This window comes from Nocardioides secundeburneus, from assembly GCF_039939255.1.
GTDB lineage: Bacteria > Actinomycetota > Actinomycetes > Propionibacteriales > Nocardioidaceae > Nocardioides.
Genome location: NZ_JBDUUE010000001.1, coordinates 135,397 through 161,946 on the forward strand (window position 1 = coordinate 135,397; position 26,550 = coordinate 161,946).

Below are 26,550 nucleotides of genomic sequence, written 5' to 3' on the forward strand. Positions count from 1 at the left end.
TCACCGGTTCGTCAGCGGGTGGCGCCGGTCCACTCCTCCAGCGTCCCGTCCTCGGTCCACTCCAGGTAGCTGCCGGGGGCCGCGAGGCTCGCCTGGCCGCCGGAGTAGGTCACCGGTCCGTAGACGGTGTCCTGCTCGGTGATGCCCTCGAGCGCCTCGGCGACCTTCTCGGCGTCCTTCGTGCCGGCCTCCTTGATGGCCGTGGCCATCAGCCACATCGCGGTGTAGCCCTGGGCGCCGTACATGTCGGGGTCCTTGCCGTACTCGGCCTGGTAGGCCTCGGTGAACGCCGCCGCCATCTCGTTGTCGGTGAAGCCCGCCTGGAACGGCACCGCGAACAGCGAGCCGGCGAGGCCGCCGCCCGAGGACTCGAAGAGCTCCTGCGAGTCGACGCCGTAGCTGGTGAGGATGCGCTTGTCGAAGTCGCGCTCGCGGAGCGCGCGGGCCATGAGCGCGGCCGGCGTGCCCAGCATGCTCTCCACGACGGCGTCGGGGTCGAGCGAGGCGATCTCGGTCGCGGCCTGGGTGTAGTTGGTGTCGGTCGAGGCCGTGTTGATCGTCTTGAGCACCTCGACGCCGTTGCGCTCGAGCGCGGCCTGCCAGACCTCCGCGTCACCGACCATGCCGTCGTTGTCGCCGGTGACGACCATGACGACGGACTCGATGCCCTCGGCCGGGACGACGGTGTCGACGAACTGGTCGTAGATGCCGCCGGACTCGGCGGGCAGCACGACGGGGCGGTAGACGTAGGGCGGCTTGGCGAGGTCGGCGAGGATCGCCGAGGTCACGATGGCCGGCACCTTGGCCTTCTCTATGACGGGCGCGAGCGCGCCCGCCTCCGACGACAGGCCGCAGCACAGCACGCCCGAGGCGCCGTCGGCGGCGTACTGGTTGAACAGCGCGATGGCCTGGGCGGGGTCGCCCTTGATGTCGTCGATCTTGAGGTCGATCGTCTTGCCCTCACCGAGGAACTCGGTGTCGTTGATCTCCTTGACCGCCAGCTTGGCGCCCTCGGTGATCGGCACGCCGGCGAAGGCGGCGGGGCCGGAGGTGAGCGCAGGGAAGCCGACGAGGTAGCTGTTCTCGTCCCCTTCGTCGGTGGAGCTGCATCCCGAGAGTGCGACGAGCGTCGCGGCCGTGGCGGCGACGAGCGTCCGGACCCGGCGGGTGGTGGTGGTTCGAGACACGGTCTGTCCCTTTCCTGGTGGGATCGGCGAAGTAAAGCAAGCGCTTGGTGAATGTGAAGCAAGCACTTGATAATCGCACGGTGACCGACATCACGCAATGGTCATCACCGGTGCGTTCGGGCCGGCTCAGCCGCGGTCGACGACGACCGTCCCCCGGTCGATCACGACGTCGCCCGCCGGCGTGACGACGCGGAAGGACGCCGCCTCGTCGGCGTCCCACACCTGCAGCGCCAGCGCGTCACCCGGCAGCACGGGCCGGGTGAACCGGCCCGACATCGAGCGGAAGCGGCTCGCGTCCCCGTCGGCCAGCGCTCCGACCAGCAGGCGGGCGGCGAAGCCGTAGGTGCACATGCCGTGCAGGATCGGGCGCTCGAAGCCGCCCCGCGCCGCGAAGCCCGGATCGGAGTGCAGGGGGTTGCGGTCACCGGTGAGCCGGTAGAGCAACGCCTGGTCGGGCCGGGTCGTGAACGCCACCTCGTGGTCGGGCGGCCCGGCGGGCAGCTCCCAGGACGGCGTGGTGCCGCGGTCGCCGCCGAAGCCCCCGGCCCCGCCGAGGAAGGCGCCGGTGCGAGCCCGCGACAGCCGGCGTCCGGTGCCGGCGTCGACGAGGTCGGTCTCGGTCCACACGATCGCGTCGCGACCCTTGTCCCACATCTCGGTGACGGTGGTGGTGGCCACGGCCGCGCCGGACGCCGGCAGCGGCCCGTCGAGCTCGAGCTGCTGCTCGGCGTGGACGGCGCGGGTCGGGTCGTACTCGCCCACGTCGGGCATCCCGTCGCCGAAGCCGAGCACCACCGCGAAGGTGGGCACCACCTGCTGCGCCACCCCGGCGGTGTTCTCGGTCGTGTAGGCCAGCTCGGCGAGCGGGTCGGCCTGGCCGGCGCCGACGGCGAGGGCGTAGAGCAGCGACGTCGTGTCGGTCCAGGTCACCTCCCGGACGGGCAGCGCACGGCCGACGGCGGACGGGTCGAGGGGCACGGTGGTTCTCCTGGTCTGGGGACGGGCGAGAGGGCGGGCGAGGGTGAGGGCCGGGACCGTCAGAGCGCCGCCAGGCGCGTGCGCGGCCCGGCCTTGATGAGTCGCGACGGCAGCTCGCGCCCGACGATGCGCTCGGCGGTCGCGGCGACGTCGAGCAGGTGGTCGAGGTCGACGCCGGTCTCGACGCCGAGCTCGTGGAGCAGGTACACCGCCTCCTCGGTGGCGATGTTGCCGCTGGCGCCGGGCGCGTAGGGGCAGCCGCCGAGCCCGCCGACGCTGGCGTCGAAGTGGTCGACACCGACCTCGAGCCCCGCCACGAGGTTGGCCATGCCGGTGCCGCGCGTGTCGTGCAGGTGCAGCGCGACCTCGGCCTCGGGCGCCCGGTCGCGCACCGCCCCGACGACGCGCCGCACGCGCGGCGGGGAGCCCATGCCGGTGGTGTCGCCGAAGCAGAGGGAGTCGGCGCCGTCGGCCAGGGCCCGCAGGGCGTAGCCGACCACGTCGGTCTCCTCGATCTCGCCCTCGTAGGGGCAGCCGAACGCGGTGGCCACGATGACCTGGCACCGGGCACCCGCCGTGTGGGCGAGCTCGATCACCTCCGCGATCGCGTCGAGCGACTCCTCCGGCGTGCGGTTGAGGTTGCGCAGGTTGTGGGTGCGCGAGGCCGACACGACGACCTCGAGGTCGGTGAAGCCCGCGGCGAGCGCCCGCTGGGCGCCGACCACGTTAGGCACCAGCGAGGAGTAGCGGACCGTCTCGCGGGGCCGCACGGCCGACCAGACCTCGGCCGCGTCGGCCATCTGCGGGATCGCGCGCGGGTGCACCCACGAGACCGCCTCGATCTCGGTGATCCCGGTGCCGCCGAGCGCCTCGATGAGCTCGACCTTCGCCGCCGTCGGCACCGGCGGCTCGTTCTGCAGCCCGTCGCGCGGGCCGACGTCGCGCAGCACGACCCGCGCCGGGACGTCGCCCATCAGAACCCCATGCCCTCGGCCAGGAGGGCGCGGTGGCGGGCCGGCGTCCCGTAGAGGGCGCGAGCGGCCGTGACGCGGCGGAAGTGGTGCGAGACCTCGTGCTCCCAGGTGAAGCCGATGCCGCCGTGCACCTGCACCCCCTCGCGGACGACGAGCATGGTCGCATCGCCCGTGCGGGCCGCCGCGGCGGAGGCGGCGAGGCGCCAGCCGTCGGACCGCGCGGCCGCCTCCTCCAGCGCGTGGCGGACCATGCTGCGCGCCGTCTCGAGCTCGGCGAACATGTCGACCAGCTTGTGCTTGACGCTCTGGAAGGTCGCGACGGGCCGGCCGAACTGCTGCCGGTCGACGGCGTAGTCGCGCGCCAGGTCGAGCACCCGCGAGGCGGCGCCGAGGGCGTCGGCCGAGGACAGCAGCGCGCCGACCAGCCACGCGTCGGCGACGGCGTCGGGGACCTGGGGGCCGCGGGCCACGACGCTCGCGGTCGCCGTCCGCACCTCGACGCGGGCGAGCCCGCGACCGGGGTCGACCGAGTCCATGGCCACGACCTCGGCGTCGTCGGCCCCGACGGCGCAGAGCACCGGGACGCCGTCGCCGTCGACGGCCTCGACCAGCACGGTGTCGGCATGGGTGCCGCTGTCGACGTGCACGCGTCGCGCGGTCAGCGCCGGGGCGTCGTACGACGCGGTCGAGGTGCAGGCGGCGCCGCGGGGGTCCTCGTGGAAGGCCGCGACGACCACGGCACCGTCGTGCGCGACGGCCCGCTGCAGGCCGGCGGCGTCGTCGGGGTCGAGCGCGCCGAGCAGGCTGGCGGCGACACCGGCGGTCGCCACCACGGGGCCGGACCAGCCGACCCGGCCGCACTCGAGGGCGGCCGCGCCGACCTCGACGAGCGAGGCGCCCTGCCCGCCGTGCTCCTCGGCGACGAGCAGGCCGGCCACCCCGACCTCGTCGACCAGCGCCGGCCACAGCGGGGAGCGCTCGGCACCGCCGCCGCGACTGACGTCGACAGGGCTGCGGTGGGCCAGGAACTTGGCCAGCACGGGCGTGAGCTCCGCACTGAGCTCGAACGAGGGCATCGGGACCTCCATGAGGATAGTGAAGCAAGCGCTTGGTAAGTCAGGATGACGACGAGGTGGCCGTCCGCCGTCCGGCCGCGGCCGTCAGGCCGACGGCGTACGGATGCCGTCGAGCAGCACCGCGGTCTGCAGCGCGATGACTTGGTCGATGGTGACCTTGCCGCGCGGGTCGAACCAGCGGATGACGGCCTGCACCGCGCCCATGATGGTGCGGTAGAGCATGCGGGCGTCGAAGTCGCCGCGGAGGGCGCCGGCGTCGATGCCCTGCTGGATCGTCTCGAGCCACAGCGACTCGATCTGGTGCTGGCGCTCGACGATGCCCTGCATGGGCCGCACGTAGTGCCAGTCGTTCTGCAGGATCGTCACCTGCTCGCGGTTGTCGACCAGGCCGCGCAGGGCGGTCGCCATCAGCTGCTCGAGCGCCTCGGCGGGCGACCCGGCCTGCTCGACGGCGGCGTGGTAGCCACCGATCATCGCGTCGAGGTAGGCGACGAGGACCTCCTCGGCCATCGCCTCCTTGGAGTCGAAGTAGTAGTAGAGGCTGCCCGAGAGCATCTCCGCCTCGTCGGCGATGTCGCGCACGGTGGCGCTGGAGAACCCCTTCTCGGCGAAGACCTTCGCCGCCGAGCGCACGATGAGCTCCTTGCGCGCCACCCCGGTCGGGGACCCGGTGGAGCGTCGCCGTGTCGTGGTCACGGTGTCCCTACTTTCTCGTCGTCAACGCCGACAGGTACCCGATGATCACCCGCGGCTGGACCGAGTATGCAACGGCCGCGGCCCCGCGCACGGAACGGCACACGGCTCACGGGCGCCGGTCGGAGACGATGGTGACCGCGCTGACCAGGTCGCCCGGGCTGCCTCCCTGGTTCTGCACGAGCCCGAACTGCGGGTCCGCGACCTGACGCTCGCCGGCCTCGCCGCGGAACTGCAACCACATCTCGAACAGCATGCGCAGGCCGCTGGCGCCGATCGGGTGGCCGAAGCTCTTGAGCCCGCCGTCGACGTTGACCGGCAGGGCGCCGTCGCGGTCGTAGCGCCCGTCGAGGACGTCGCGCCACGCCTTGCCGCGCTCGGAGAAGCCGAGCTCCTCCATCAGCACCATCTCGGTCGGGGTGAAGCAGTCGTGCACCTCGGCGAGCGAGATCTGCCGCGCGGGGTCGGTGATCCCGGCCTGCTCGTAGGCCGCCCGGCTCGACACCGCGGCCTCGGAGAGCTCGGAGTAGTCGTAGTCGCTGTCGTTGCGCCCGGTGCCCGACCCGGCGTCCATCGCGATGGCGTGGACGTAGAGCGGGCGGTCGCTGTAGCAGTGGGCGTCCTCGGCCCGGACGACGACGGCGGCGGCCGCCCCGTCGGCGACGCCGGAGCAGTCGAAGACGCTCAGCCGCCCGGCCAGGGCCGGCGCCGCGGCGATGGTCTCTCGCGGCGTCTCGCGACGGAACTGCGCGCGGGGGTTGAGGGCACCGTTGGCGTGGTTCTTCCAGGCGATGTGGGTCATCGCCTCCTTCACCTGGTCCTCCGAGATCCCGTAGCGACGGGCGTAGGCCGGCACGATCATCGAGTACATGGCCGGGGCGCTGAGCACCGGCGCGGTGCCGTCGTTGGGCACGCTCGGCATCTCGAGCCCGGAGTAGCCGGCGTCCTTGAGCTTCTCGCCGCCGACGGCCATCACCACGTCGTAGGCACCGGAGGAGACGGCGTAGCAGGCGTTGCGGAAGACCTCCGAGCCCGTGGCGCACATGTTCTCGACCCGGGTGACGGGCTTGTGGCTGATGTTCAGCGGGCGCGTCAGCGTCAGGCCCGACACCCCGGAGATCATCGAGCCGAGCCAGAAGGCGTCGACGTCGTCGAGGGTGAGCCCGTCGGCCGAGGCGATCGCGCCGTGGGTCGCCTCGACGAGCAGGTCGTCGACGTTGCGGTCCCAGTGCTCGCCGAAGCGGGTGCAGTCCATCCCGACGATCGCGACCGGGTTGGCGAGCTTGTGCGTGGCCATCAGTTGCCTCCCTCGTCCGCCGGGCGGACCTTCCAGACGTAGTTGCGCACCCCGTTGGCCGCGATGCTCGCCACCCGGAAGGTCGGCGAGACGAGGTCGCCGATCGCGACCTCGCGACCGACGGCGTCGGTCATCTCGAACTCGAAGCGGCCCCCGCCGTCGAAGTCGACCGCGACCACCTTGGCCGGCAGCTGCACCGACTCGGAGAGCCAGTCGTCGGTGAAGGTCGCGACCCGGGCGGGCACCTCGACCATCGACACGGGCTCGAAGGCGTCCTGGGCCGAGCAGCGCAGGCAGACCCGGCGCGGCGGGAGGTTGCGGTAGCCGCACTCGGTGCAGCGCCCGGCGACGAAGGCGAACTTCCACGCCGCGCTGCGGCGCGAGGCCGGCGGCACGGGCGGCTTCACGTCAGGACGCCGGGCCGGCTCGCGCGGCAGGAGCCCGCGCCAGGTGAGGAAGTCGGCGTACGAGACCTGCTGGGTCGGGGACGGCGGGGTGGGGGTCGGCGCGTGCCGTTCGGTCACGCGGAAGACGAAGGCGTCGGCGCCGTCGGCGGCCGAGACCGCCAGGACCAGCTGGCCCGGGGTCGCGGCGTCGAGTGCCGCGACCAGGCGCAGGCCGAGGTCGGCCGCGCCGGCGTGGCCGCCGACGGCGGCACCGGCGGCCACCTGGCCGGTCTCGAAGGTCTTGGTCACCGCGGCCAGGGCCCGCGGGTGGGGCAGGCTGACGACGACGTGGTCGAGCTGCTCGCGCTTGAGCTCGCACCGGCCCAGCAGGTCGTCGACGACGCGCTGCACGAGCGGCACGTACTCCTCGACGCCGAAGCGGTCCTCCCAGGTGCGGGTGCGGGTGGCGCCCGGCTCGCGCCAACGGTCGAGGAACTCGCTGGTCACCGACGCGGTGCCGACGAGCTCGGCGACCGGGTCGGGGCCGAGGACGAACGCGGCCGCGCCGTCGACGCCGCCGCTCTCGTCGGGCGAGCCGGGCAGGCCGAACCGGACGTCGGAGCCCACCACGACCGCGCCCTCGGCGCCCGCGGCCAGGCCGGCCCGCAGCGCGCCGGCCCCGCCGCGCAGGGCACCCCCGACGTCGTAGGCCGCCGTCTCGGCCGGCAGGCCCGAGGCGACCGCGACGGTGGCGGCGTTGGACTTCTCCAGGTAGGCCGGGCGCGTGGTGGCGAACCAGAGCGTGTCGGGCGTCGTCCCCCGACCGCTCAGGGCGCGGCGGGCCGCCGCGACGGCGAGGGTCGTGGTGTCCTCGTCGTAGGAGGCCACCGGGCGCTCACCGCGGCCGCGACCGCTGCCGAGCGCACCCGTCACCGCCGCTCGGTCGAGCCGCACCGACGGCAGGTACGCGGCGTAGCTCTCGATGCCGACCACGGGCACTCCGTCCTCCCGCCGGGCGGGGACCTCAGGATCTTCACTCGGTCCACCTATGTGAATCAAGCACTTGCTTTGCTACTTTAGGACGAACGTCACCCCCGAGGCAAGGAGCCCGCCCGAGTGGACATCTCGACCCAGGAGCTGCGCGACGAGGCGCACCGGGTGATCGGGGCCTTCGCCCCGCCGCGCACCACCGGCACCAGCGGATGGGGGCAGGGCGACGACCGCGTCTCCGTGGTCGCCGAACGCTCCGAGGGCGAGGCCGAGGAGCTCGCCGCCCTCCAGCGCTACCGCGCTCACCTGGTCGCCCACGACCTCGCCTGGGTCGACGGCCCCGCGGAGCACGGCGGCCGGGGCCTGTCGGCCGAGCACGCCGAGGCGTTGCGCGAGGTCGAGTCCGGCTACACCCTGCCCGACGACTCCTACCTGCGCTTCAGCGTCTCCACCTTGTGCCCCACCCTGCTGACCCACGGCACCCCCGAGCAGCGGGAGTCGCTGTTGCCGCAGCTGCGCTCGGCCGAGCTCGTCGCCTGCCAGCTCTACTCCGAGCCCGGCGCCGGGTCCGACCTGGCGGGCCTGTCGACCCAGGCCGTCCGCGACGGCGACGACTGGCTGCTCACCGGCCAGAAGGTCTGGAGCTCGGGCGCGCACTTCAGCGACATCGGGCTGTGCATCGCCCGCACGAACCCCGACGTGCCCAAGCACGCCGGGCTCACGACGTTCCTGGTCGACCTGGGCTCCCCCGGCGTCGAGGTGCGCCCGATCCGGCAGCTGACCGGCGGCGCCTCGTTCGACGAGGTCTTCCTCACCGAGGTCCGGGTGCCCGACTCGGCACGGGTCGGCGACGTCGACGGCGGCTGGTCGGTCGTGGTCACCTCCCTGCTGCACGAGCGCTCGGCCATCGGTCGCGAGGTCGGCGTCGACGAGGCCCTGGTCGACCGCCTCGTCGAGCTGGCCCGCCACCTCGCCGACGCCCCGGACGGCGTCCCGCTGCCGCTCGACGCGCGCACCCGCGACGACCTCGCCGACGTCGTCGTCCGGGCCTGGGCGGCGCGCCTGACCACGGCGCGCTACCTCGAGACCGACGGCACGCCCGGGCCCGAGCTGGCCCTGGCCAAGCTGTTGACCACCGACCTGCTCGCCCGCATGAGCGACGTGGCCGCCGACCTGCTCGGTGCCGCCCACGTCGCCGACACCGGCGACTGGGGCACCTACGCCTGGTCCGAGCTGACGCTCGGACTGCCCGGGCTCCGGGTCGGCGGAGGCACCGACGAGATCCTCAAGAACGCCGTGGGAGAACGGGTCCTGCACCTACCGAAGGACGCACGATGAAGATCGACATGGGCATGATCGGCTCCTCCGCCGCCGCCTGCGGCCCGGCCGCGGCCGGCGCCGAGGCACACGGCTTCGACGGGGTCTGGGCGAGCGAGAGCGTCACCGACGCGTTCCTGCAGTCGCAGGCCGCACTGATGGCGACCTCCGAGGTCAGCGTCGGGACGGCGATCGCCGTCGCCTTCGCCCGCAACCCGATGTCGGTGGCCTACCTGGCCTGGGACCTCGCGGCGATCTCGCAGGGCCGGTTCATCGTCGGCCTCGGCAGCCAGGTGCAGGCCCACGTCGAGCGCCGCTTCTCGATGCCCTGGAGCTCACCGATCGGGCGCATGCGTGACTTCCTGCAGGCGATGGACGCCATCTTCACCGCCTGGCGCGACGGCACCCGGCTCGACTACGAGGGCCCGCACTACCGGCACAACCTGATGAGCCCGGTGTTCACCCCGCACCACCACGACTTCGCCGTCCCCACCGCCGTGGCCGCGGTCGGCGCGAAGATGACCGAGCTCGGCGCCGAGCTGTGCGACGGCCTGCTGCTGCACGGCATGACCACCCAGGCCTACCTCGACACGGTCACCCTGCCGGCCGTCGACCGCGGGCTCGCGACGTCCGGGCGCTCGCGCGACGCGCTCGAGCTCTACTGCCCGATCTTCATGGTCATGGGCGACACGGAGGAGCAGATCGCCGAGTGGAGCGCCAAGACGCGCGACCAGATCGCGTTCTACGCCTCCACGCCGGCCTACCGCGCCGTCCTCGACACCGTCGGCTACGGCGAGCTGCAGCCCGAGCTGCAGACGCTCTCGCGCGAGGGCCGGTGGGCCGAGATGGGTGGCCTGGTCGACGACACGCTGCTCGGCGAGATCGCGATCATCGGCTCGCCCGAGGACATGCCGCGCCTCGCGCACGAGCGGTTCGGCGGCCGGCTCGACCGCATCTCGTCCTACTACGACTGGCCCGTCGACGACCCCGACCGGCTGCGCGCCGTCCTGGCCGCCTTCCACGAGGCACCCGTCGAGGCCGCGCGATGAGCCGCCTGAGCGCCGCCGACCTCGTCGCGCGCGCCGAGATCGCCGACACGCTGCACGCCTACAGCCGCGGCATCGACCGCCGCGACCTCGACCTGCTCGCCGACCTCTTCACCGACGACGGCGCCTTCGACTACGGCCACGGCAACATCACCCGGGGCCGCGCCACCCTGCGGGCCCTGTTCGACGCCGCGACCGGCAAGTACGACGCGACCAGCCACCACTGCTCGACGATCGCGTACCTGTCGCTCGGCGACGGCCGCGCCGAGACGCTCACCTACGTCTACGCCTTCCACGACAACGTCGAGCAGGACCTCCACCTGCACGTGTGGGGCACCTACGAGGACGACCTCGTCGACGAGGGCGACCGGTGGCGCATCGCGACCCGGCGGGTGCGGATCGCCGGGGTGTCCTCGGGCGGGTCGCAGCCGCTCCCCGAGCGCTTCGAGCGCTACGCGCGCGGCTGACGCGGCGTCGGTTCGCCGTCTGCCCTAGGCGCGGCGGTGCATGCCGCCGTCGACGGCGATCGTCTCGCCGGTGACGTAGGCGGCCGCGGTCGAGCAGAGGAAGACGACGACGGCAGCGGCCTCGGACGGCGTCCCGAAGCGTCCGGCCGGCACGTGGGCGTCGGCGAACGCCTGCCGCGACGCGGGCGTCGGGAAGTGCCGCCGCAGCTGCTCGCTGTCGATGCGCCCCGGAGCCAGGCAGTTGACCGTGGTGCCCTCGGCCGCGACCACGCGCGAGAACCCCTTGGCCCACAGGATGCACGCGGCGACCGCCGCCTGGGCGGCCGAGACCCCGACGGGCTCCAGCAGGCCCACCAGGTTGACGACCCGGCCCCGCCCGCGGACGGCGAGCAGGGGCCGCAGCTGTTCGGCGAGCATCCGCTTGGCGTGGAAGTTGAGCTCGAACGCGCGACGCCAGGCGTCCTCGTCGAGCTCGGCGGCGGGCGGGTCGGCCTGCCCGGCGTTGTTGACCAGGAGGTCGACGCCGCCGAGGCCGGCCACGACCTGCTCGCGGACCCGGGCGCCGGCGTCGCGCTCGGCCAGGTCGGCGGGGACGACGAGCGGGCGGGCCAGGCCCGCGGCCTCGACCTCGTCGGCGAGGTCCTCCAGCGCGTCGCGCCCGCGGGCGACCGCGGCGACACGGACGCCCTCACGGGCCAGGGCCCAGGTGGTCTCCCGACCGATCCCCTGGCTCGCCCCGGTGACGACGCCCGTGCATCCGGCCAGTCCCAGGTCCATAACGGCAGGCTAGGGCGGCGCTCGACGCCAAGCAAGCGCTTGACCATCCACCGATGACGCCGCCGGAACCCGGCGTTTACCGGCCGGGCCGACGCCTGGCAGTAGGTTGGGGCCTCGAACCGGAGACCGACTGAAGGACCACGATGGCAACGCAGCAGCCCCAGGCCGACGAGCCGACGATCGGCAAGCTGGTCAACGACGCCAGCCGCGACATCTCCTCGCTCATCAGCAAGGAGATCCAGCTCGCGAAGTCCGAGCTCAAGGTGAGCGTGAGGTTCGCCGGCGTCGGCATCGCGCTGTTCGCGGCGGCGGCCTTCGTGGCCGTGCTCGCGATCATCATGCTCTCGGTGGCCTTCGCCTACCTGATCCACTGGAACGGCGACGGCCTCGCCCTCCACTGGGCCTTCCTCATCGTCTTCGGCTTCTACCTCCTCGTCGCCGCGCTGCTCGGCCTGCTCGGCGTGCGGAGCGTCAAGAAGGTCGGACCGCCCGAGAAGGCCATCGAGCAGGGCAAGGCCATCCCGAGCGCCCTCAAGGGCAAGGCCTGACGCTCAGCCCGCGCAGCCCTGGGTCGAGACGCCCTGGGTGGCCTCGCGGCCGGCGTCGGCGGCGTCGGCCACCTGCGCCCAGGTGAGCGCGTAGCCGGTGTCGTCGTCGGTGACCGACGCCGCGAACACGACGCCGGCGACATGGCCCTGGGTGGTCACGATGGGACCGCCGGAGTTGCCGGGGCGGACGAGGCCGCGCAGCGAGTAGACCTCGCGGATGACGCTGCCGTCGCCGTAGATGTCGGGTGACTCGAGCTTGCGCTCCTCGCGCACGCGCCCGCGCTGGACGTCGTAGGGACCGTCCTGGGGGTAGCCGAGGATGGCGACGCCGTCCTTCGCGTCGGTGACGAAGCGTCGCTCCTCGTCGTCACCGGAGACGAGGTCGAGGGTCGGTCGGTCGCGGTCGTCGAGGCTCAGCACGGCGACGTCGAGGTCGGGGTTGTAGTAGACGACCTCGGCGTCGACCGCGTCGCCGTCGATCTCGACCGTGGGCTCGTCGACACCGGCGACCACGTGGGCGTTGGTCATCAGCCGGTCGTCGGCATAGAGGAAGCCGGTGCCCTCGACCCCGCGACCGCAGGAGTTGTTGCCCTTGACCTTGAGCACGCTCTGCTCGGCGGCGGCGATGTCGGGGTCGGACTTGAGCCGCTGCGCGCCGGGCGCGACCTCGCGGATCTCCTCCTCGGCGAACGGCTGCAGGTAGCGCGGGAACGAGTTGCCGACGGCCTCGTTGAAGGTCTGCAGCACCTTCGGGGCGCCGTTGGGCAGCGCGCTGTTGACCGTGCGGAGCACGCTGGAGTCGCGCACCATGGCGGTGAGTCCACCGATGCGCGAGCCGCTGACGGCGACGCCCAACGCCCAGGCCACGAGCAGCACCGCGACCGCGCTCAGCACGGCCCCGCCGGCGGCGTCGACGACGCGCGCCGGCTGCCAGGTGATCTGGTCGCGGATCTTGGCGCCGACGAACTGCAGGAGCGCCTGGCCGAGCGAGGCGCCCACGATGACGATGAACAGCGCACCCAACGAGACCGTGAGCGACGGGTCGGAGTCGCCGAGGATCAGCGGCGCGACGTAGATGCCCAGCAGGCCACCGGCGAGCAGGCCGGCCGTGGCGAAGGCGCCGGTGACGAAGCCCTGCCAGTAGCCGGAGAGCGCGTAGGCCAGGACGAGCAGGACGAGCAACCAGTCGAGGAGGTTCACCGGCGTCGCTCCTCGAACTCCGTGTTGGGCAGGACGTCGGTGTTCTGCGGCGGTCGGCCCCCCAGCATGTACGACGGCAGCTCGCGCTCGGGGGCGTCGGGTAGATCATCGATCCATCCGAGGTACTCGAACAAGCGGGCGACGATGCCGCCGGTGAAGCCCCACAGGATGACGTCGTGGTCGTCGCCGATCAGGAAGCCCGGCGACTTCCAGCCGCGGGGCCCGATGACGGTGATGCGGTGGGCGGTGTCGCGCAGCTCGCTGATCGGCACCCGCCACACCGCGTGCACCTCGTCGGGCGAGCGCACGGTGACCGGGCTCGGCTCGCGCCACCAGGCCAGCACCGGGACGACGGCGAAGTTGCTCGGCGGCAGCCACAGCTCGGGCAGCTCGGCGAACACCTCGACGCCGGCGGGGTCGAGGCCGGTCTCCTCCTCGGCCTCGCGCAGCGCGGTCTGCTGCGGGGTCTCGCCGGGATCGATGCTGCCGCCGGGGAACGAGACCTGGCCCGGGTGCGAGCGCATGTGGTGCGCCCGCTCGGTGAGCAGCAGGTCGGGCCCGGAGGGACCCTCGCCGAAGAGCATGAGCACGGCGGAGCGGCGGACGCCGTCGGCGTCGTCGGGCACCATGAACCGGGTCAGGTCGTGCACGGTGATCGACCGGGCCGCCGTCTCGACCGGGCGCAGCCAGTCGGGCAGCCCGGGGTGCTCGGCCCAGCTCACGGCGCGTCCGTCAGCGTGATGCCGAGGTGGGTCTCGACGAGGTCGACGAGCTCCTCGACGCTCTTGATCTCCGTGGCCGCGATGGTGGCGATGTCGCCGTCGCCGTCGACGAAGATCGTCTGGGGGGCGGCCTGCACGAGGCGCAGCTCCTCGTCGCCGAAGATGTCGCCGCCCGGGTCGGCCAGCTGGGGGTAGGTGGCGCCGACCTCGCCGGCGAACCCGATGCCGGACGACGGCGTGGTCTCGGTGTCGATGCCGATGAGAGGCACCTGGTCGCCGTACTGCTCGTGGAACTGCTGCAGCACGGGCATCTCGTTGCGGCACGGCGCGCACGCGGAGTACCAGACGTTGAGCAGCACCGGGCCCGTGAGCGTGGACAGGTCGACGTCGGGCCCGCCGCCGAGGCACGGCAGGGTCAGGCTCGGCAGGTCGCTCGCGCCGGTGCCGGGCACGCAGTCCTCGATGCCGGCCGCGGCCTTCTGCTCGCGCAGCTGGGGGGTGTCGACGTCGACGTCGCTGCGGCCCGGCCCGGGGACGCCGCCGTCGCAGGCGGTCACGCCGCCGAGCAGCAGGGCGGCCGCCAGGGCCGCGGCGAGGCGACGCCTCACGCCGGGCCCTCGGTCTTGAGCAGCTTGGCGGCGACGTCGGGCTCGGTGGGGCCCTCGCCGTAGGACGGGCACCAGCGCGCGATCGGGCAGGCCCCGCACGCGGGCTTCTTGGCGTGGCAGCAGCGGCGTCCGTGCCAGATGACGTGGTGGCACAGCATCACCCAGTCGCGCTTCGGGAACAGCGCCCCGACGGCGTGCTCGGCCTTGACCGGGTCGGTCTCGGTGGTCCAGCCGAGGCGGCGCGAGAGGCGCCCGAAGTGGGTGTCGACGGTGATGCCGGGGACGCCGAAGGCGTTGCCCAGCACGACGTTGGCGGTCTTGCGCCCGACCCCGGGCAGCGCGACGAGGTCGTCGAGCCGGGCCGGCACCTCGCCGTCGTGGTGCTCGACGAGCGCCGCGCTGAGCTTGAGCAGCGACTCGGACTTGGCGCGGAAGAACCCGAGCGGGCCGACGATGGTCTCGAGGCGCTCGCGGTCGGCCGCGGCCATCGCACGGGCGTCGGGGTAGGCGGCGAACAGGGTGGGCCGGACGGCGTTGACCCGCCGGTCGGTGGTCTGCGCGCTGAGCACGGTGACGACGAGCAGCTCGAAGGCGTTGTCGAAGTCGAGCTCGCACCGCGCGTCGGGGTAGGTCTCGGCCAGGACCCGGTCGACCTTGCGGGCCCGGCGGACCAGCGAGGTGTCGGGGGCGGCGGGAGCGGCAGGCACGGGCGTCAGCCTACGGTCCGGCGCCGACAGACCGGGCCTCAGCGCCCTCGTCGACGGCACGGCGCCGGCCCGTGGCGGCGTCGACGGAGCGCCCTGGCGTCGTGAGGTCGTTCACAGTCTAGGATTCCGCTGGTGGGCGTGTGCCCATCACCGCACTCTCCAGGAGGCCCCGTGGACACCGACGTGCTCCGTCAGGCACCACTGTTCAGCGCGCTCGACGACGAGGCAGCGACGGCGCTGCGGGCATCGATGAGCGAGACCCGCCTGCGCCGCGGTGACGTCCTCTTCCACGAGGGCGACTCCGGCGACAAGCTCTACATCGTGCTCGAGGGCAAGGTGAAGCTCGGCCGCACCTCGGCCGACGGCCGCGAGAACCTGCTGGCCATCCTCGGCCCGGGCTCGATGTTCGGCGAGCTGTCGCTGTTCGACCCCGGCCCGCGCTCGGCCACGGTCACCGCCGTCACCGACGCCGAGTTCGCCTCGCTGTCGCACGAAGACCTGCTCCGCTGGCTCGAGGGCCGGCCCGTCGTGGCCCGCGGCCTGCTCTCCCAGCTCGCCGCCCGGCTCCGCAAGGCCAATGACGTCGTCGCCGACCTCGTCTTCTCCGACGTGCCCGGCCGGGTCGCCAAGGCCCTGCTCGACCTCGCCGACCGCTTCGGCCGCACGGCCGACGACGGCGTCCACGTGCACCACGACCTCACGCAGGAGGAGCTCGCCCAGCTGGTCGGCGCCTCGCGCGAGACGGTCAACAAGGCCCTGGCCGACTTCGCCTCGCGCGGCTGGCTCCGCCTCGAGCCCCGCTCGGTCGTGATCATGGACGTCGAGCGCCTGGCCCGCCGCGCTCGCTGACCCGCTGCACCTACGAACGCCCCGGACCGATGCGGTCCGGGGCGTTTCGTCGTCCGGGGTCTTCGTCGAGGCCGCCGAACGAGCCGCCCACCGTGGGCGGCTCGCTCGACCTCGGTCAGCAGCCGGTCAGCGCGTCACGCGCGCGGTGCGCTCGCTGTTCTTGGTGACCGTCACGTAGCCCGGCTTGGTCGCGGTGACGCGCACCTGGATCTTGCGGGTGAGGTGCGCGGCGGTGACCTTGAAGGTGCGCCCGGTGGCCCCGGCGACGGCCTGCGCGCCGGCGAACCACTGGTAGCGCAGCCGCACGCCGGCGTCGTGCGTGCCGGGCACGGCGGTGAGCGTGCGACCGACCTTGGCGACGCCCTTCACGACCGGCTTCGGCTGACGGGCCAGCACACCCGGGGCGATGGTCGCCCCGGCCGGGCTGAGGCCGGCCGCGTCGGTGTAGCCGGCCTTGCGGCTGGTGACCGCGACCCGGACCTGGCGGCCCTGGTCGGCGGGCTTCAGCACATAGGTCGCCTGTGTCGCTCCGGCGATCGGGGCGCCGTCGCGCAGCCACCGGTAGGTGAGCGTGGTGCCGTCGTCCCAGGTGCCGGGCACGGCCGTCAGGGTCGAGCCGACCCGGCGCACGCCCGCGACCCCGGGCACCGGACGACGCACCTGGTCGCCGAGCGCGACGGCCGCGGTGGGCTCGCTCGTCTCGGTGACCGAGGCGTAGCCCGCACGGGTGCCGGTGACGCTGACGGTGAGGGTGGCGCCCGCCTGGGCGGCCCCCGGCGTGAAGGTCGCGCCGGTGCCGACCTGCTGCGTGCCGGCCCGCCAGACGTACGACAGGGTCGCGGCGGGGTCCCACTCGCCGGCGTCGGCGGTGAGCTCGACGCCGACCTTCGGCGTGCCGGAGATCGTCGGCACCGAGGTCGGGGCGAGGGCCCCGAGCGCGACCGGTGCGGTCGGGTCGCTGTAGCGGACGGCGGTGGTGTAGCCCGTGCGGGTGCTCGTGACGACGAACCGCAGGACGGCGCCCGCCTGGCCCGGCCCGGGCGTGAAGGTCGTGCCCGTCGCGCCGAGGACCGGCTCACCGTCGGCCACCCACTGGTAGGCGAGGGTGGTGCCGGCGTCCCAGGTGCCCGGGTTGCCGGTCAGCTCGACGCCGACCCGGGCGGTGCCGGTGACGGTGGGAGTGGGCGTGAGCACCTGGTCGCCGACCACGACGGCCGCGGTCTGCGCGCTGGTGCGGGTGACCGGGGTGTAGCCGGGACGCGTGCCGGTGACCTCGAACGTGATGCGCCGGCCGACCTGCGCCGGGCCGGGCGTGAACGTCGGGCCCGTGGCGCCGGCGACGGCGACACCGTCGGCGAGCCAGCGGAAGGTGAAGGTCGTGCCGTCGTCCCACGTGCCCGGCATGCCGGTGAGCGGGACGCCGACCTTGGCCGTGCCGGTGATCGTCGGCGTCGGGGTGGCACCCTGGTCGCCGGCGACGACCGCGGCCGTCGGCTCGCTGGTGCGCACGACGGTGGTGTAGCCGGCCCGGGTGCCGGTGACCTCGAAGGTGATGACGTCGCCCAGCTGGGCCGCCGTCGGCGTGAACGTCGTCGAGGTGGCGCCCGCGACGGCGACGCCGTCGGCGAGCCAGCGGTAGGTGAGCGTGACGCCGTCGTCCCACGTGCCGGGCACGCCGGTCAGCGCGACGCCGACCTTCGCGGTCCCGGTGATCGTCGGGGTCGGGGTCGACGTCTGGGTGCCGGCGAGCACCGTGACGGGGTCGCTGGCGCGGGTCACGGTCTCGTAGTTCGACCGGGTGCTGGTGACGACGGCGCGGATCGCACCGTCGAGCTGAGCGGCGGCGGGGGTGTAGGTGAGGCCCGTGGCGCCGTCGATCGGCTCGCCGCCCAAGGTCCACTGGACGGTCTGGGTGGTGCCGTCGTCCCAGGTGCCGACGTCGACGGTGAGGGGCTCACCGACCCGGCCGGAGCCGGTGACCACCGGCGTCGGGGTGAGGGTCTGCAGCAGCGGGGCGACGGTGGCGGGCTCGCTGGTCTTCACGACAGTGGCGAAGCCGGCGCGGGTGCTGGTGACCTCGAAGACGAGGCTCTTGCCGATGTCGGCGACGGTCGGCGTGAAGGTGGTGGTGGTGACCGCGGTGGCCTCGCCGTCGAGCAGCCAGCGGTAGGTCTGCGTGGAGCCGGTGTCCCAGGTGCCGGGGCTCGCGGTCAGCACCGTGTCGGGCCGCGGCGGGAGCGGCGCGACGGTCGGCGTCGGCTGCAGGGTCTGCGTGCCGAGGGCGACCGGTGCGGTCGCGGCGCTGGTCGCCGTCGTGGAGGTGTAACCGGCCTTGGTGGCGCTGACCACGACGTCGAGGGCCTGCCCGACCTGCGCGGCGGTCGGCGTGAAGATCGGGCCGGCGGCGCCGAGGCTGGCCGCGATGTTCGTGCCGTTGGCCCGCCACTGGTAGGTGAACACGGTGCCGGCCGGCCAGGCTCCCTCGGAGACGGTGAGGGGCTGACCCACGGCGGGCGTGCCCGAGACGGTCAGCGTGACCGCGGGGAACGTGGCGCGGACGCCGATCGCGGTGGCGGCGCTGGTGGCCGACGTGGGCGCGGCACCCGCCAGGGTGCCTGTGACCCGCACCGAGGCGGTGAGCCCGACGACGTCGACGCTCGGCACGTAGGTGCGCGCGGTCGCGCCGGGCACCGGGGTGCCGTCGATGAACCACTGGTAGGCGAACGTGGTGCCGGCGGGCCACCCGTCGGTGAGGGCGGTGAGGGTCTGACCGACCACGGGGGCGCCGGCGGTGAGGCCGTCGATCGTGGGGGCCGGCGCGGTCGCGATCGGGGTGAGCCCGACGGTGGTGCTCGGCGCGCACTCGATGCAGGTGCCGCCGAGGGTCGCGGCCCGGGCCACGGCACGCAGCCGGCTGCCCGTGGACGTCGCGGCACCGACGGTGAACGGCACGGTCACGCTGCTCGTGGCGCCGACCGCGGTGGCCGGCACCGCCCAGGTGAGGGTGGTGCCGTCGAGGGTGACCCCCGCGGGCAGGGTGCCCACCGTGGCGTCGTCGAGGACGTCGGCGACGTCGGCGGTGACGACGGTGCCGCCGGCCGGCATCGCGACCCGGCCGGTGTTGCGGGTCGAGAGCACGAGCGGGTAGGCGTCGCCGGCGTTGACCTGCGCGGTCGGGACGGCGGCGTTCAGGTTGAACTTCACCGGCCAGGCGGGCTTGCCGGCGGTGAACCACCACGTCTGGAAGAACGCGGTGAGGTCGCGGCCGGTGATGCTCTCGGCGAGGTCCTCGAACTGCTGGGTGCGGCGCACGGTGCCGTCGGTGCCGCCGTAGGTGTCCTGCCAGGTGCGCATCAGGGTCTTGAAGTCGGCGTCACCGATGGAGGTGCGCAGCGCCTCGAGCGTGATCGCGCCCTTGTTGTAGACCTGCGCCCCGAAGAGCTGGCTGGCCTGGGTCATCGCCGCGGGGGCGACGGCGAACGTGCCGCTGGTGGCCGTGCTGGTGTTCCACAGGTTGTACATCGCGGTCTCGGTCGCGGTCGTCGACGAGCCGGCGGACTCGTAGGGGAACTGCGACTCGGAGTAGCGCGCGCTGCCCTCGCTGATGACGATGTCGTTCCAGTCGACCGGCGAGACGTTGTTGCCCCACCAGGCGTGCATCATCTCGTGGATGGTCGTGCCGCGGCCGGCCGAGTTGGGGAAGAACGGGCGGTCCTGGGTCTCGAGCGCGTAGTTGATGCCGGTCGTGTTGTCGGTGACCAGGCCGGTGCTGTTGCCCGGGTAGGGCCCGTAGCGCGCCTCCATGAAGTCGATCATCTGCTTGAGCTGCGCGCGGCTGCTCAGCGTGGTGGCGCGGTTCTGGGCGCTGATCACGGGGTCGATGAACGTCCACTCCGGGATCGTGCGACCACTGGCCAGGGTGATGTCGGAGGTGTAGACGTCGTAGCGTCCGACCGAGACCATCGACAGCTCGCTGGCCATCTGCTCGCGCTGCTCCCACACCCACGTGGTGGTGCTGCCGTCGGCGCTGGGCGTCCTCGACGTGAGCTCACCGTTGCTGGCGACGGCGACCGGGTGCTCGGCGGTCTGCGTCGGGTTCGACGAGCGGAGCTTCGTGGGGGCCTCGACCGTGAAGGTGTAGGTGGCCTTGTCGCGCGGGGTGTTGTTGTTCGGGAAGAGCGTCATCGAGCCGACGGGCTGGTTGACGAAGGTCGCCCCGTCGACGGTGTTGTTCCAGCCCTCGATCGAGTTGTCGGTGTCGCGGTGCACGACGGGCTGGCCGGCGTACTGCACCACGGTGGTGAACGCGCCCTCGACCGGCGTGACCGGGGTGACCACGAGCTTGTGGACGTCGGTCGTGGCGTTGGGCACCGTGGTGTTCTCGATGCGCGTGAAGGCCGCGGGCACGCCGTTGACGCTGACCGCCGTGACGTTGAGCGTCGAGGCCTCGAGGGTGGTCGAGGTGCCCTGGAAGTCGAAGGCGTAGGACGACAGCGGCGCCCCCGTGGTGACGGCGTCGATGGTCGTCGTCGCGTCGATCGTGGTGGTCGCGGCACCGTTGGGCACCGCCGAGATGCCGACGTCGACCGAGAAGTCGATGTCGTAGTGGCGCGCGTCGTAGCCGCTGTTGCCCTGGTTGGGGAACAGCGAGTCGGCGGGGGACGCCGTGAGCCCGCCGACGACCGGGTCGGCCTTGCGCGCGACCGGGGCCGCCGTGGCCGGCGCCGGGAGCGCGGCCAGCAGCCCGGCGGCGACGGCGAGGGTGGCGATGCGCGCTGCGAGCGCGGCGGGACGGATTCGTGCCTTCGTCATCCAGCTCTTCTCTCGGGTGTCCCGCCTGACCAGTCCGAGACGGAGCGGGGTTCGGCGTCGAACCTAGTGCCGGGCACCGACAGTCGCTGGGAAACCGAGGGATTGTTGTATGACAATCATGTTGCGTCCGCGCCCGCGAGCGGCCGATCGGGTCAGCGGCCCTCGCGCAGGTAGGCCAGCTGCGCGCGCACCGACAGCTCGGCGGCGTCCCAGAGCACCGGGTCGACATCGGCGTAGACCACCTCGACGACGCGGCGGGGCAGCTCGTCGTCGGCGATGCCCTCGGGGCGCGGCTCGTCGGCGAGCTGCTCGAGCGCGCGACGCACCTGGTCGAGGCGGTCGCGCCGGTGCGCGAGGTAGAAGTCGAGGACGGCGCCGGCGTCGTCGAGCACCGGGCCGTGGGCCGGCCAGATCGTGTCGACGTGGCCGTCGGTGACGAGCGCGCGCATGCGCTCGATCGAGTCGAAGTAGGGGCCGAGCTGGCCGTCGGGGTGCGCGACCACGGTGGTGCCGCGCCCGAGGACCATGTCACCCGAGAGCAGCGTGCGCTCGGCCGGCAGCAGGAACGAGACGGAGTCGGCCGTGTGGCCGGGCGTGGTGAGCACCTGCAGCGACAGGCCGCCGACCGAGATCACCTCGTCGTCGGTGAGCGGGTCGGCGCCGTGGCAGAACGCGGGGTCGAGGGCGCGCACGGCGCAGCCCTTGCGCTCGGCGAGCTCGACGGCGACCTCGGAGTGGTCGTAGTGGTGGTGGGTGAGCAGGACGACGCCGACGTCGCCCGTCGTCTCGTCGACGACGTCGAGGTGACCGTCGGCGACGGGGCCCGGGTCGACGACGACCGAGGTGGTCGAGCCCGGCTCGCGCAGCACCCAGGTGTTGGTTCCGTCGAGCGTCATGATGCCGGGGTTGGGGGCGAGCAGGCACTGCCCGCGCACGCCGAAGGGGCCGCCGGCCCAGGGCTCGCTCATCGACGACGCTCCGCCACCAGCGGCCGGAGCCGGTCGGGCAGGGAGAGCGTGTGGCCGTCGCCGAGCGGCTCGACCGACGGCGTGAACATCTGCACCGAGCGGTCGGCCGCGGCGGCGAGCACCGCCTCGGGGCTGGGGTAGGTGCCGACCTCCATCGAGTTCAGGTAGGTCGGCGGCATCATCGCCAGCTCGCCGGCGTCGGCCTGGTCGGCGGCCACGGCGGCCGGGAGCCACACGACCGACGACGACTCCGACGACACGTCGCGGGTGCGCTGCCCCTCCGGCAGGGCGGCGACGAAGAACCAGGTGCGGTAGCGCTTGGGCTCGAAGACCGGCGTGAGCCAGGCGTCCCAGACCCCGAGGAGGTCGGTGCGCAGCACCAGGCCGCGCCGCAGCAGGAAGTCGGTCATCGACAGCTCGCGCGTCTCGAGCGCGACCCGGTCGGCCTCCCAGTCGTCGCCGGTCGTGTCGGCGACGACCTCGTCGACCGACGGCCCGGCCAGCAGCACGCCGGACTCCTCGAACGTCTCGCGCACCGCGGTGCACACCAGCGCGCGAGCGGTCTCCTCGTCGCAGCCCAGGCGCGCGGCCCACTCGGCCGGCGTCGGGCCCGCCCAGGCGACCTCGGTGTCGAAGTCGCGGGGGTCGACGCCACCGCCCGGGAAGACCGCCATGCCCGCCGCGAAGTCCATGGAGACCTGCCGGCGCATGTAGTAGACCTCGGGCCCGGACTCGCCCGCCCGCATCAGGACGACGGTCGCGGCGTTGCGCGGCTCGGCCGGCTCGCGTCGTCCCTCGGCGAACTCGCGGGCGACCTCGACCATGCTCTCGGGCAGCGGGACGGGCGGCAGCGGGATGCGCATGCGTCAGGCGGCGATCTCGACGACGACCTCGACCTCGACGGGGGCGTCGAGCGGCAGCACCGAGACACCGACCGCCGAGCGCGCGTGCACGCCGGCGTCGCCGAAGACCTCGCCGAGCAGCTCGGACGCGCCGTTCGCCACGGCAGGCTGTCCGGTGAAGTCGGGTGCCGAGGCGACGAACACGACGACCTTGACCACCCGCACCACCTGCGCGAGGTCGCCGATCTCGGCCCGCACGGCGGCGATCGCGTTGAGCGCGCACTGCTGGGCGCAGGCGTAGGCCTCCTCGGCCGTCACCTCTGCGCCGACCTTGCCGGTGACGAGGAGCTCGCCCATGCGCATGGGCAGCTGGCCCGAGGTGAAGACGTGCTGGCCGGTGCGCACCGCCGGCACGTAGACGGCGACCGGCTTGGCGACCTCGGGCACGGCCAGCCCCATCGAGGCCAGCCGCTCCTCCGGCGTCGCGCCCGCGGCCATCAGGACGCCTTCGGCCGCTTGAGGAAGGCGATCAGGCCGCCCTGCGCGTTGGTGTGAATGGCGACGAGCTCCCACCCGTCCTGGCCGAAGTTGTTGAGCATCAGCGCCTCGTTGTGCAGCGGGATGGGCGCGACTTGGTACTCCCAGACGGTCATGCCTCGCACCCTACTCACGCACCGCTCCCCCACGTCATCCCGTGGTCTGACGACGGGGCCGGTCGGCCCGCCTACGGTGGAGCCGTGAGCACGGCAGACCCCGCGACGGCGATCGACCTCGCCCCCGTGGTCGACCAGCCGTGGCGGCTGGGCGAGCGCGGACGCCGGTGGTTCGACGTCACGCTGGTCGCGCTGCTGGTGCTGCCCACCCCCCTCTACCTGCTCGCCGGCATCCCCTGGGGCGTGCCGCTGTCGCTGCTCCAGGTCGTGCCGCTGTGGTGGCGGCGCGCCCACCCCGACGCCGTCTTCGCCGCGGTGGCTGCCGCGAGTGCGCTGCAGGTCGTCGTCCACGACAACCCGCTGCACAGCCAGCTGGCGTTCCCGATCGCGGTCTACTCGGTCGCGCGGTACTCCACCGCCCGGGCCGGCCTGGTCGCCCTCGTGGTCGGCGCGGTCGCGGCGGTGGTCGCCACCGTCGACTGGATCACCGGCTTCGACGGCGTGGTGAACGTCAGGTCGTTCACCCCGTACTTCCTCACCGTCTCGGCCTTCGTCGTCACCGCCTGGGCCCTCGGCACCCAGGGGCGCACCCGCGCGGCGTACGTGGCGACGCTGGTCGAGCGCGGCGAGCGCATCCGGCAGGACGCCGAGCAGCGCGTCGCCCTCGCCGCCGCCGACGAGCGCGCCCGCATCGCCCGCGAGATGCACGACGTGGTCGCCCACGGCCTCACGGTCGTGGTGGTGCAGGCCGACGGCGCCCGCTACGCCGCCGCCCACGACCCCGAGGTCGCCACCGAGACGCTCGCGCGCATCGCCGTCACCGGCCGCGAGGCGCTCACCGACATGCGTCAGCTGCTCGGTCTCCTCCGCGCCGACGAGGAGACCGGCCGCAACCCGCTGCCGGGCCTGGCCGACGTCCCCGACCTGCTCGACGAGGCCGCGCGCCACGGCCACGTCGACGCCGACCTCCGCGGTCTCGACCACCCCGTCGCCACCGCGGTCGGGCTCACCGCCTACCGGGTCGTGCAGGAGGCGCTCACCAACGTGCGCAAGCACGCCGGTCCGTCGGCGCGCACCTCGGTGCAGGTCGCGGTCGACGACGACCACGACGCCGTCACCGTCCGCGTGGTAGACGACGGCCGCGGCGCGTCGGCCCCCGACGGCGGCGGGCACGGCCTCACCGGCATGCGCGAGCGCGTCGACGTCCACGGCGGCACGCTCGAGACCGGACCCCGGCCGGGCGGCGGCTACACGGTCGAGGCGGTGATCCCGCTGTGAGCGCCATCCGGGTCCTGCTCGTCGACGACCAGCAGATGGTCCGCGCCGGGTTCCGCATGCTGCTGGAGAGCCAGCCCGACCTCGAGGTCGTCGGCGAGGCCGGCAACGGGCGCGAGGCGGTCGACCTGCTCGCCGACCCGGCGGGGCCCGCGTGCGACGTCGTGCTCATGGACGTGCGCATGCCGGTGATGGACGGCGTCGAGGCCACCGCTCTCGTCACCGCGCGACCCGGCGCGCCGCGGGTGCTGGTGCTCACCACGTTCGACCTCGACGAGTACGCCTTCGCCGCCATCCGGGCCGGCGCGGCCGGGTTCCTGCTCAAGGACGCACCCCCCGACGACCTGCTCGCCGCCGTCCGCACGGTGCACGCCGGCGACGCCGTCGTCGCGCCCAGCACCACCCGGCGCCTGCTCGAGCACGTGGCTGCGAGCACCCCGCAGCCCGCGACGTCCGGCACCGACGACGCCCGGCTGCGCGAGCTGACCGAGCGCGAGCGCGAGGTGCTGGTGCTCGTGGGGCGCGGGTGGTCGAACCACGAGATCGTCGCCGAGCTCGTCGTCGCCGAGGCGACCGTGAAGACCCACGTCAGCCGTCTGCTCGCCAAGACCGGCTCGCGCGACCGTGTGCAGCTCGTCGTGCTCGCGCACGAGGTCGGCCTCGTCTAGGCGTCGGTGCTCGTCTCGTTCTGCAGCCGGCTGTGACGGCGTCCGTAGAGGAAGTAGACGACGAAGCCGAGCACCATCCAGATCCCGAAGCGCTCCCAGGTCTCGCCGGTGAGGTTGAGCATCAGGTAGAGGCACATCAGGACGGCGAGCGTGGCGACGACGGGGGCGGCCGGCGTCCGGAAGGCGCGGGGCAGGTCGGGGCGGGTGCGGCGCAGCACGAGCACGCCGATGCTGACCAGGATGAAGGCGAAGAGCGTGCCGATGTTGACCAGGTTCGAGAGGGTCTCGAGGTCGAGGAAGCCCGCGAGCGCGGCGACGACGACGCCGGTGATCATGGTGATGCGGTGCGGCGTGCCGTACTTCGGGTGCGTCTTGGCGAGCCCGCGCGGCAGCAGGCCGTCGCGCGCCATGGCGAACGCCACCCGGCTCTGGCCGAGCATGAGGATCATGCACACGACGATGAGTCCGATGCAGGCGCCGACGGCGACGACGTTGCGCACCCAGTCGACGCCGGCGGCCTCGAAGGCGGTGGCCAGCGGGGCGGCGTCGTTGGGGTCGATGTCCTTGTAGCTCTGCACGCCGGTGACCACGAGGCTGACGGCGGCGTAGAGCACGGTGACGATGGCGAGCGAGGAGAGGATGCCGATCGGCACGTCGCGCTGCGGGTTCTTGGCCTCCTCGGCCGTGGTCGCGACGACGTCGAAGCCGATGAAGGCGAAGAACACCACCGCCGCACCGGCGATGACGCCGCCGAGGCCGAACACCGCGGGCTCGATGCCGAGCAGGCTCGTGATCAGCGGCAGCTCCCGGAACCCACCGGCCGAGTCGGGCGCGGGCTGCGACTCGGGGATGAACGGCGTCCAGTTGGAGACGTCGACGAGGGTCAGGCCCACGACGATGACGATCGCGATCACGAGCAGCTTGATGGCCACCACGATCAGGTTGAACGTGCTCGACTCCTTCGTGCCGCGGATCAGCAGCGCCATCACCAGCAGGGCGATGACGACCGCCGGCAGGTCGATGAAGCCCTCGCTGGCCGAGGAGATCGACGTCGGCAGGGTGACCCCCACGATGTCGAGCACCGCCTGGAAGTAGCCGGAGAAGCCGGCCGCGAGCGCCGCCGAGCCGATGGTGAACTCGAGCACGAGGTCCCAGCCGATGATCCACGCCACCAGCTCGCCGAGCGTGGCGTAGCTGAAGGTGTAGGCGCTGCCGGCGACCGGCACCGTGGAGGCGAACTCGGCGTAGCAGAGCCCGGCGAGGCCGCAGGCCACCGCGGCGATGAGGAAGCTCAGCGCGAGCGCCGGACCCGAGTTCGACGCCGCGACCGTGCCGGTCAGCACGAAGATGCCGGCGCCGATGATCACGCCGACGCCGAAGACCGTCAGGTCGAGGGCGCTGAGCTCACGCCGGAGCTTGGTGTCGGGGTCGTCGGTGTCCTTGATGGACTGCTCGATGGACTTGGTCCGGAAGACGCTCACCGCCCGAACCTGCACCCACGAGGCCGGTT

General features: G+C 73.3%; 25 protein-coding genes. 7 read left to right on the top strand and 18 right to left on the bottom strand.

What is annotated here, in order from left to right; all coding sequences use genetic code 11:
* Nucleotides 1–11 precede the first annotated feature (11 nt).
* From ABFT23_RS00635 to ABFT23_RS00665, 7 genes are all read right to left on the bottom strand, one after another.
* Nucleotides 12–1,187 (bottom strand): ABC transporter substrate-binding protein, encoded by a 1,176-nt coding sequence (locus ABFT23_RS00635; protein WP_347891812.1) that lies wholly within the window; start codon nucleotides 1,185–1,187, stop codon nucleotides 12–14.
* Between the two features lie 126 nt (nucleotides 1,188–1,313).
* Complete coding sequence (locus ABFT23_RS00640) at nucleotides 1,314–2,165, bottom strand: MaoC/PaaZ C-terminal domain-containing protein (RefSeq protein ID WP_347891814.1); 852 nt, start codon at nucleotides 2,163–2,165, stop codon at nucleotides 1,314–1,316.
* Between the two features lie 59 nt (nucleotides 2,166–2,224).
* Nucleotides 2,225–3,139 (bottom strand): hydroxymethylglutaryl-CoA lyase, encoded by a 915-nt coding sequence (locus ABFT23_RS00645; RefSeq protein WP_347891815.1) that lies wholly within the window; start codon nucleotides 3,137–3,139, stop codon nucleotides 2,225–2,227.
* Nucleotides 3,139–4,227, bottom strand: coding sequence for an acyl-CoA dehydrogenase family protein (locus tag ABFT23_RS00650; RefSeq protein WP_347891816.1), 1,089 nt, complete (start codon nucleotides 4,225–4,227; stop codon nucleotides 3,139–3,141). The genes ABFT23_RS00645 and ABFT23_RS00650 overlap by 1 nt, the downstream gene beginning before the upstream one ends.
* Before the next feature lie 72 nt (nucleotides 4,228–4,299).
* Complete coding sequence (locus ABFT23_RS00655; protein ID WP_347891818.1) at nucleotides 4,300–4,911, bottom strand: TetR/AcrR family transcriptional regulator; 612 nt, start codon at nucleotides 4,909–4,911, stop codon at nucleotides 4,300–4,302.
* Nucleotides 4,912–5,017: 106 nt separating this feature from the next.
* Entirely contained in the window at nucleotides 5,018–6,205 is a 1,188-nt protein-coding gene (locus ABFT23_RS00660) for an acetyl-CoA acetyltransferase (protein WP_347891819.1), read from the bottom strand.
* Complete coding sequence (locus tag ABFT23_RS00665) at nucleotides 6,205–7,584, bottom strand: zinc ribbon domain-containing protein (RefSeq protein WP_347891820.1); 1,380 nt, start codon at nucleotides 7,582–7,584, stop codon at nucleotides 6,205–6,207. Before ABFT23_RS00665 ends, ABFT23_RS00660 begins: the two co-directional genes overlap by 1 nt.
* A 123-nt stretch (nucleotides 7,585–7,707) precedes the next feature.
* Here ABFT23_RS00665 and ABFT23_RS00670 point away from each other — a divergent pair, with 123 nt between their 5' ends.
* From ABFT23_RS00670 to ABFT23_RS00680, 3 genes are read left to right on the top strand one after another with little or no spacing between them, the layout of a single operon-like run.
* Nucleotides 7,708–8,919, top strand: coding sequence for an acyl-CoA dehydrogenase family protein (locus ABFT23_RS00670; RefSeq protein ID WP_347891821.1), 1,212 nt, complete (start codon nucleotides 7,708–7,710; stop codon nucleotides 8,917–8,919).
* Complete coding sequence (locus ABFT23_RS00675; RefSeq protein WP_347891823.1) at nucleotides 8,916–9,947, top strand: TIGR03617 family F420-dependent LLM class oxidoreductase; 1,032 nt, start codon at nucleotides 8,916–8,918, stop codon at nucleotides 9,945–9,947. The genes ABFT23_RS00670 and ABFT23_RS00675 overlap by 4 nt, the downstream gene beginning before the upstream one ends.
* A complete protein-coding gene (locus ABFT23_RS00680; RefSeq protein ID WP_347891824.1) occupies nucleotides 9,944–10,411 on the top strand; it encodes a nuclear transport factor 2 family protein in 468 nt (155 codons plus the stop codon). The genes ABFT23_RS00675 and ABFT23_RS00680 overlap by 4 nt, the downstream gene beginning before the upstream one ends.
* Before the next feature lie 24 nt (nucleotides 10,412–10,435).
* On the opposite strand, the gene ABFT23_RS00685 is transcribed toward ABFT23_RS00680, so the two are convergent.
* Nucleotides 10,436–11,188, bottom strand: a complete 753-nt coding sequence (locus tag ABFT23_RS00685; RefSeq protein ID WP_347891826.1) for an SDR family NAD(P)-dependent oxidoreductase — start codon at nucleotides 11,186–11,188, stop codon at nucleotides 10,436–10,438.
* A 143-nt stretch (nucleotides 11,189–11,331) separates the two neighbouring features.
* On the opposite strand from ABFT23_RS00685, the gene ABFT23_RS00690 reads away from it, so the two are divergent.
* On the top strand, nucleotides 11,332–11,736 hold the full coding sequence (locus ABFT23_RS00690; RefSeq protein ID WP_347891827.1) for a phage holin family protein: 405 nt from the start codon (nucleotides 11,332–11,334) through the stop codon (nucleotides 11,734–11,736).
* A 3-nt stretch (nucleotides 11,737–11,739) separates the two neighbouring features.
* Here the strand turns inward: ABFT23_RS00690 and ABFT23_RS00695 are convergent, their stop codons facing one another.
* The 4 genes from ABFT23_RS00695 to nth are packed head-to-tail and all read right to left on the bottom strand — an operon-like array spanning nucleotide 11,740 to nucleotide 14,973.
* Entirely contained in the window at nucleotides 11,740–12,936 is a 1,197-nt protein-coding gene (locus ABFT23_RS00695; RefSeq protein ID WP_347891828.1) for a MarP family serine protease, read from the bottom strand.
* On the bottom strand, nucleotides 12,933–13,658 hold the full coding sequence (locus ABFT23_RS00700; protein WP_347891830.1) for an NUDIX hydrolase: 726 nt from the start codon (nucleotides 13,656–13,658) through the stop codon (nucleotides 12,933–12,935). Before ABFT23_RS00700 ends, ABFT23_RS00695 begins: the two co-directional genes overlap by 4 nt.
* Nucleotides 13,655–14,266, bottom strand: a complete 612-nt coding sequence (locus tag ABFT23_RS00705) for a TlpA family protein disulfide reductase (protein WP_347891832.1) — start codon at nucleotides 14,264–14,266, stop codon at nucleotides 13,655–13,657. The genes ABFT23_RS00700 and ABFT23_RS00705 overlap by 4 nt, the downstream gene beginning before the upstream one ends.
* On the bottom strand, nucleotides 14,263–14,973 hold the full coding sequence (gene nth / locus ABFT23_RS00710) for an endonuclease III (RefSeq protein ID WP_347891834.1): 711 nt from the start codon (nucleotides 14,971–14,973) through the stop codon (nucleotides 14,263–14,265). Before nth ends, ABFT23_RS00705 begins: the two co-directional genes overlap by 4 nt.
* Nucleotides 14,974–15,144: 171 nt before the next feature.
* On the opposite strand from nth, the gene ABFT23_RS00715 reads away from it, so the two are divergent.
* Complete coding sequence (locus ABFT23_RS00715; RefSeq protein ID WP_347891836.1) at nucleotides 15,145–15,822, top strand: Crp/Fnr family transcriptional regulator; 678 nt, start codon at nucleotides 15,145–15,147, stop codon at nucleotides 15,820–15,822.
* Nucleotides 15,823–15,948: 126 nt separating this feature from the next.
* On the opposite strand, the gene ABFT23_RS00720 is transcribed toward ABFT23_RS00715, so the two are convergent.
* From ABFT23_RS00720 to ABFT23_RS00740, 5 genes are all read right to left on the bottom strand, one after another.
* Nucleotides 15,949–20,634: a M1 family aminopeptidase gene (locus ABFT23_RS00720; protein ID WP_347891837.1), complete on the bottom strand. Its 4,686-nt coding sequence runs from the start codon at nucleotides 20,632–20,634 to the stop codon at nucleotides 15,949–15,951.
* Between the two features lie 152 nt (nucleotides 20,635–20,786).
* Nucleotides 20,787–21,602 (bottom strand): MBL fold metallo-hydrolase, encoded by an 816-nt coding sequence (locus ABFT23_RS00725; RefSeq protein ID WP_347891838.1) that lies wholly within the window; start codon nucleotides 21,600–21,602, stop codon nucleotides 20,787–20,789.
* The gene (locus ABFT23_RS00730) at nucleotides 21,599–22,465 is read right to left on the bottom strand and encodes an NUDIX hydrolase (protein ID WP_347891839.1); all 867 of its coding nucleotides are present in this window, start codon (nucleotides 22,463–22,465) and stop codon (nucleotides 21,599–21,601) included. The genes ABFT23_RS00725 and ABFT23_RS00730 overlap by 4 nt, the downstream gene beginning before the upstream one ends.
* 3 nt (nucleotides 22,466–22,468) lie before the next feature.
* The gene (locus ABFT23_RS00735; protein WP_347891840.1) at nucleotides 22,469–22,942 is read right to left on the bottom strand and encodes a RidA family protein; all 474 of its coding nucleotides are present in this window, start codon (nucleotides 22,940–22,942) and stop codon (nucleotides 22,469–22,471) included.
* On the bottom strand, nucleotides 22,942–23,097 hold the full coding sequence (locus ABFT23_RS00740; RefSeq protein ID WP_347891841.1) for a hypothetical protein: 156 nt from the start codon (nucleotides 23,095–23,097) through the stop codon (nucleotides 22,942–22,944). The genes ABFT23_RS00735 and ABFT23_RS00740 overlap by 1 nt, the downstream gene beginning before the upstream one ends.
* An 84-nt stretch (nucleotides 23,098–23,181) precedes the next feature.
* Here ABFT23_RS00740 and ABFT23_RS00745 point away from each other — a divergent pair, with 84 nt between their 5' ends.
* Nucleotides 23,182–24,375, top strand: coding sequence for a sensor histidine kinase (locus ABFT23_RS00745; protein ID WP_347891842.1), 1,194 nt, complete (start codon nucleotides 23,182–23,184; stop codon nucleotides 24,373–24,375).
* Entirely contained in the window at nucleotides 24,372–25,040 is a 669-nt protein-coding gene (locus ABFT23_RS00750) for a response regulator transcription factor (RefSeq protein WP_347891843.1), read from the top strand. The genes ABFT23_RS00745 and ABFT23_RS00750 overlap by 4 nt, the downstream gene beginning before the upstream one ends.
* Here ABFT23_RS00750 and ABFT23_RS00755 read toward each other — a convergent pair.
* Nucleotides 25,037–26,521: an amino acid permease gene (locus tag ABFT23_RS00755; RefSeq protein WP_347891844.1), complete on the bottom strand. Its 1,485-nt coding sequence runs from the start codon at nucleotides 26,519–26,521 to the stop codon at nucleotides 25,037–25,039. The genes ABFT23_RS00750 and ABFT23_RS00755 overlap by 4 nt on opposite strands.
* Nucleotides 26,522–26,550 lie beyond the last annotated feature (29 nt).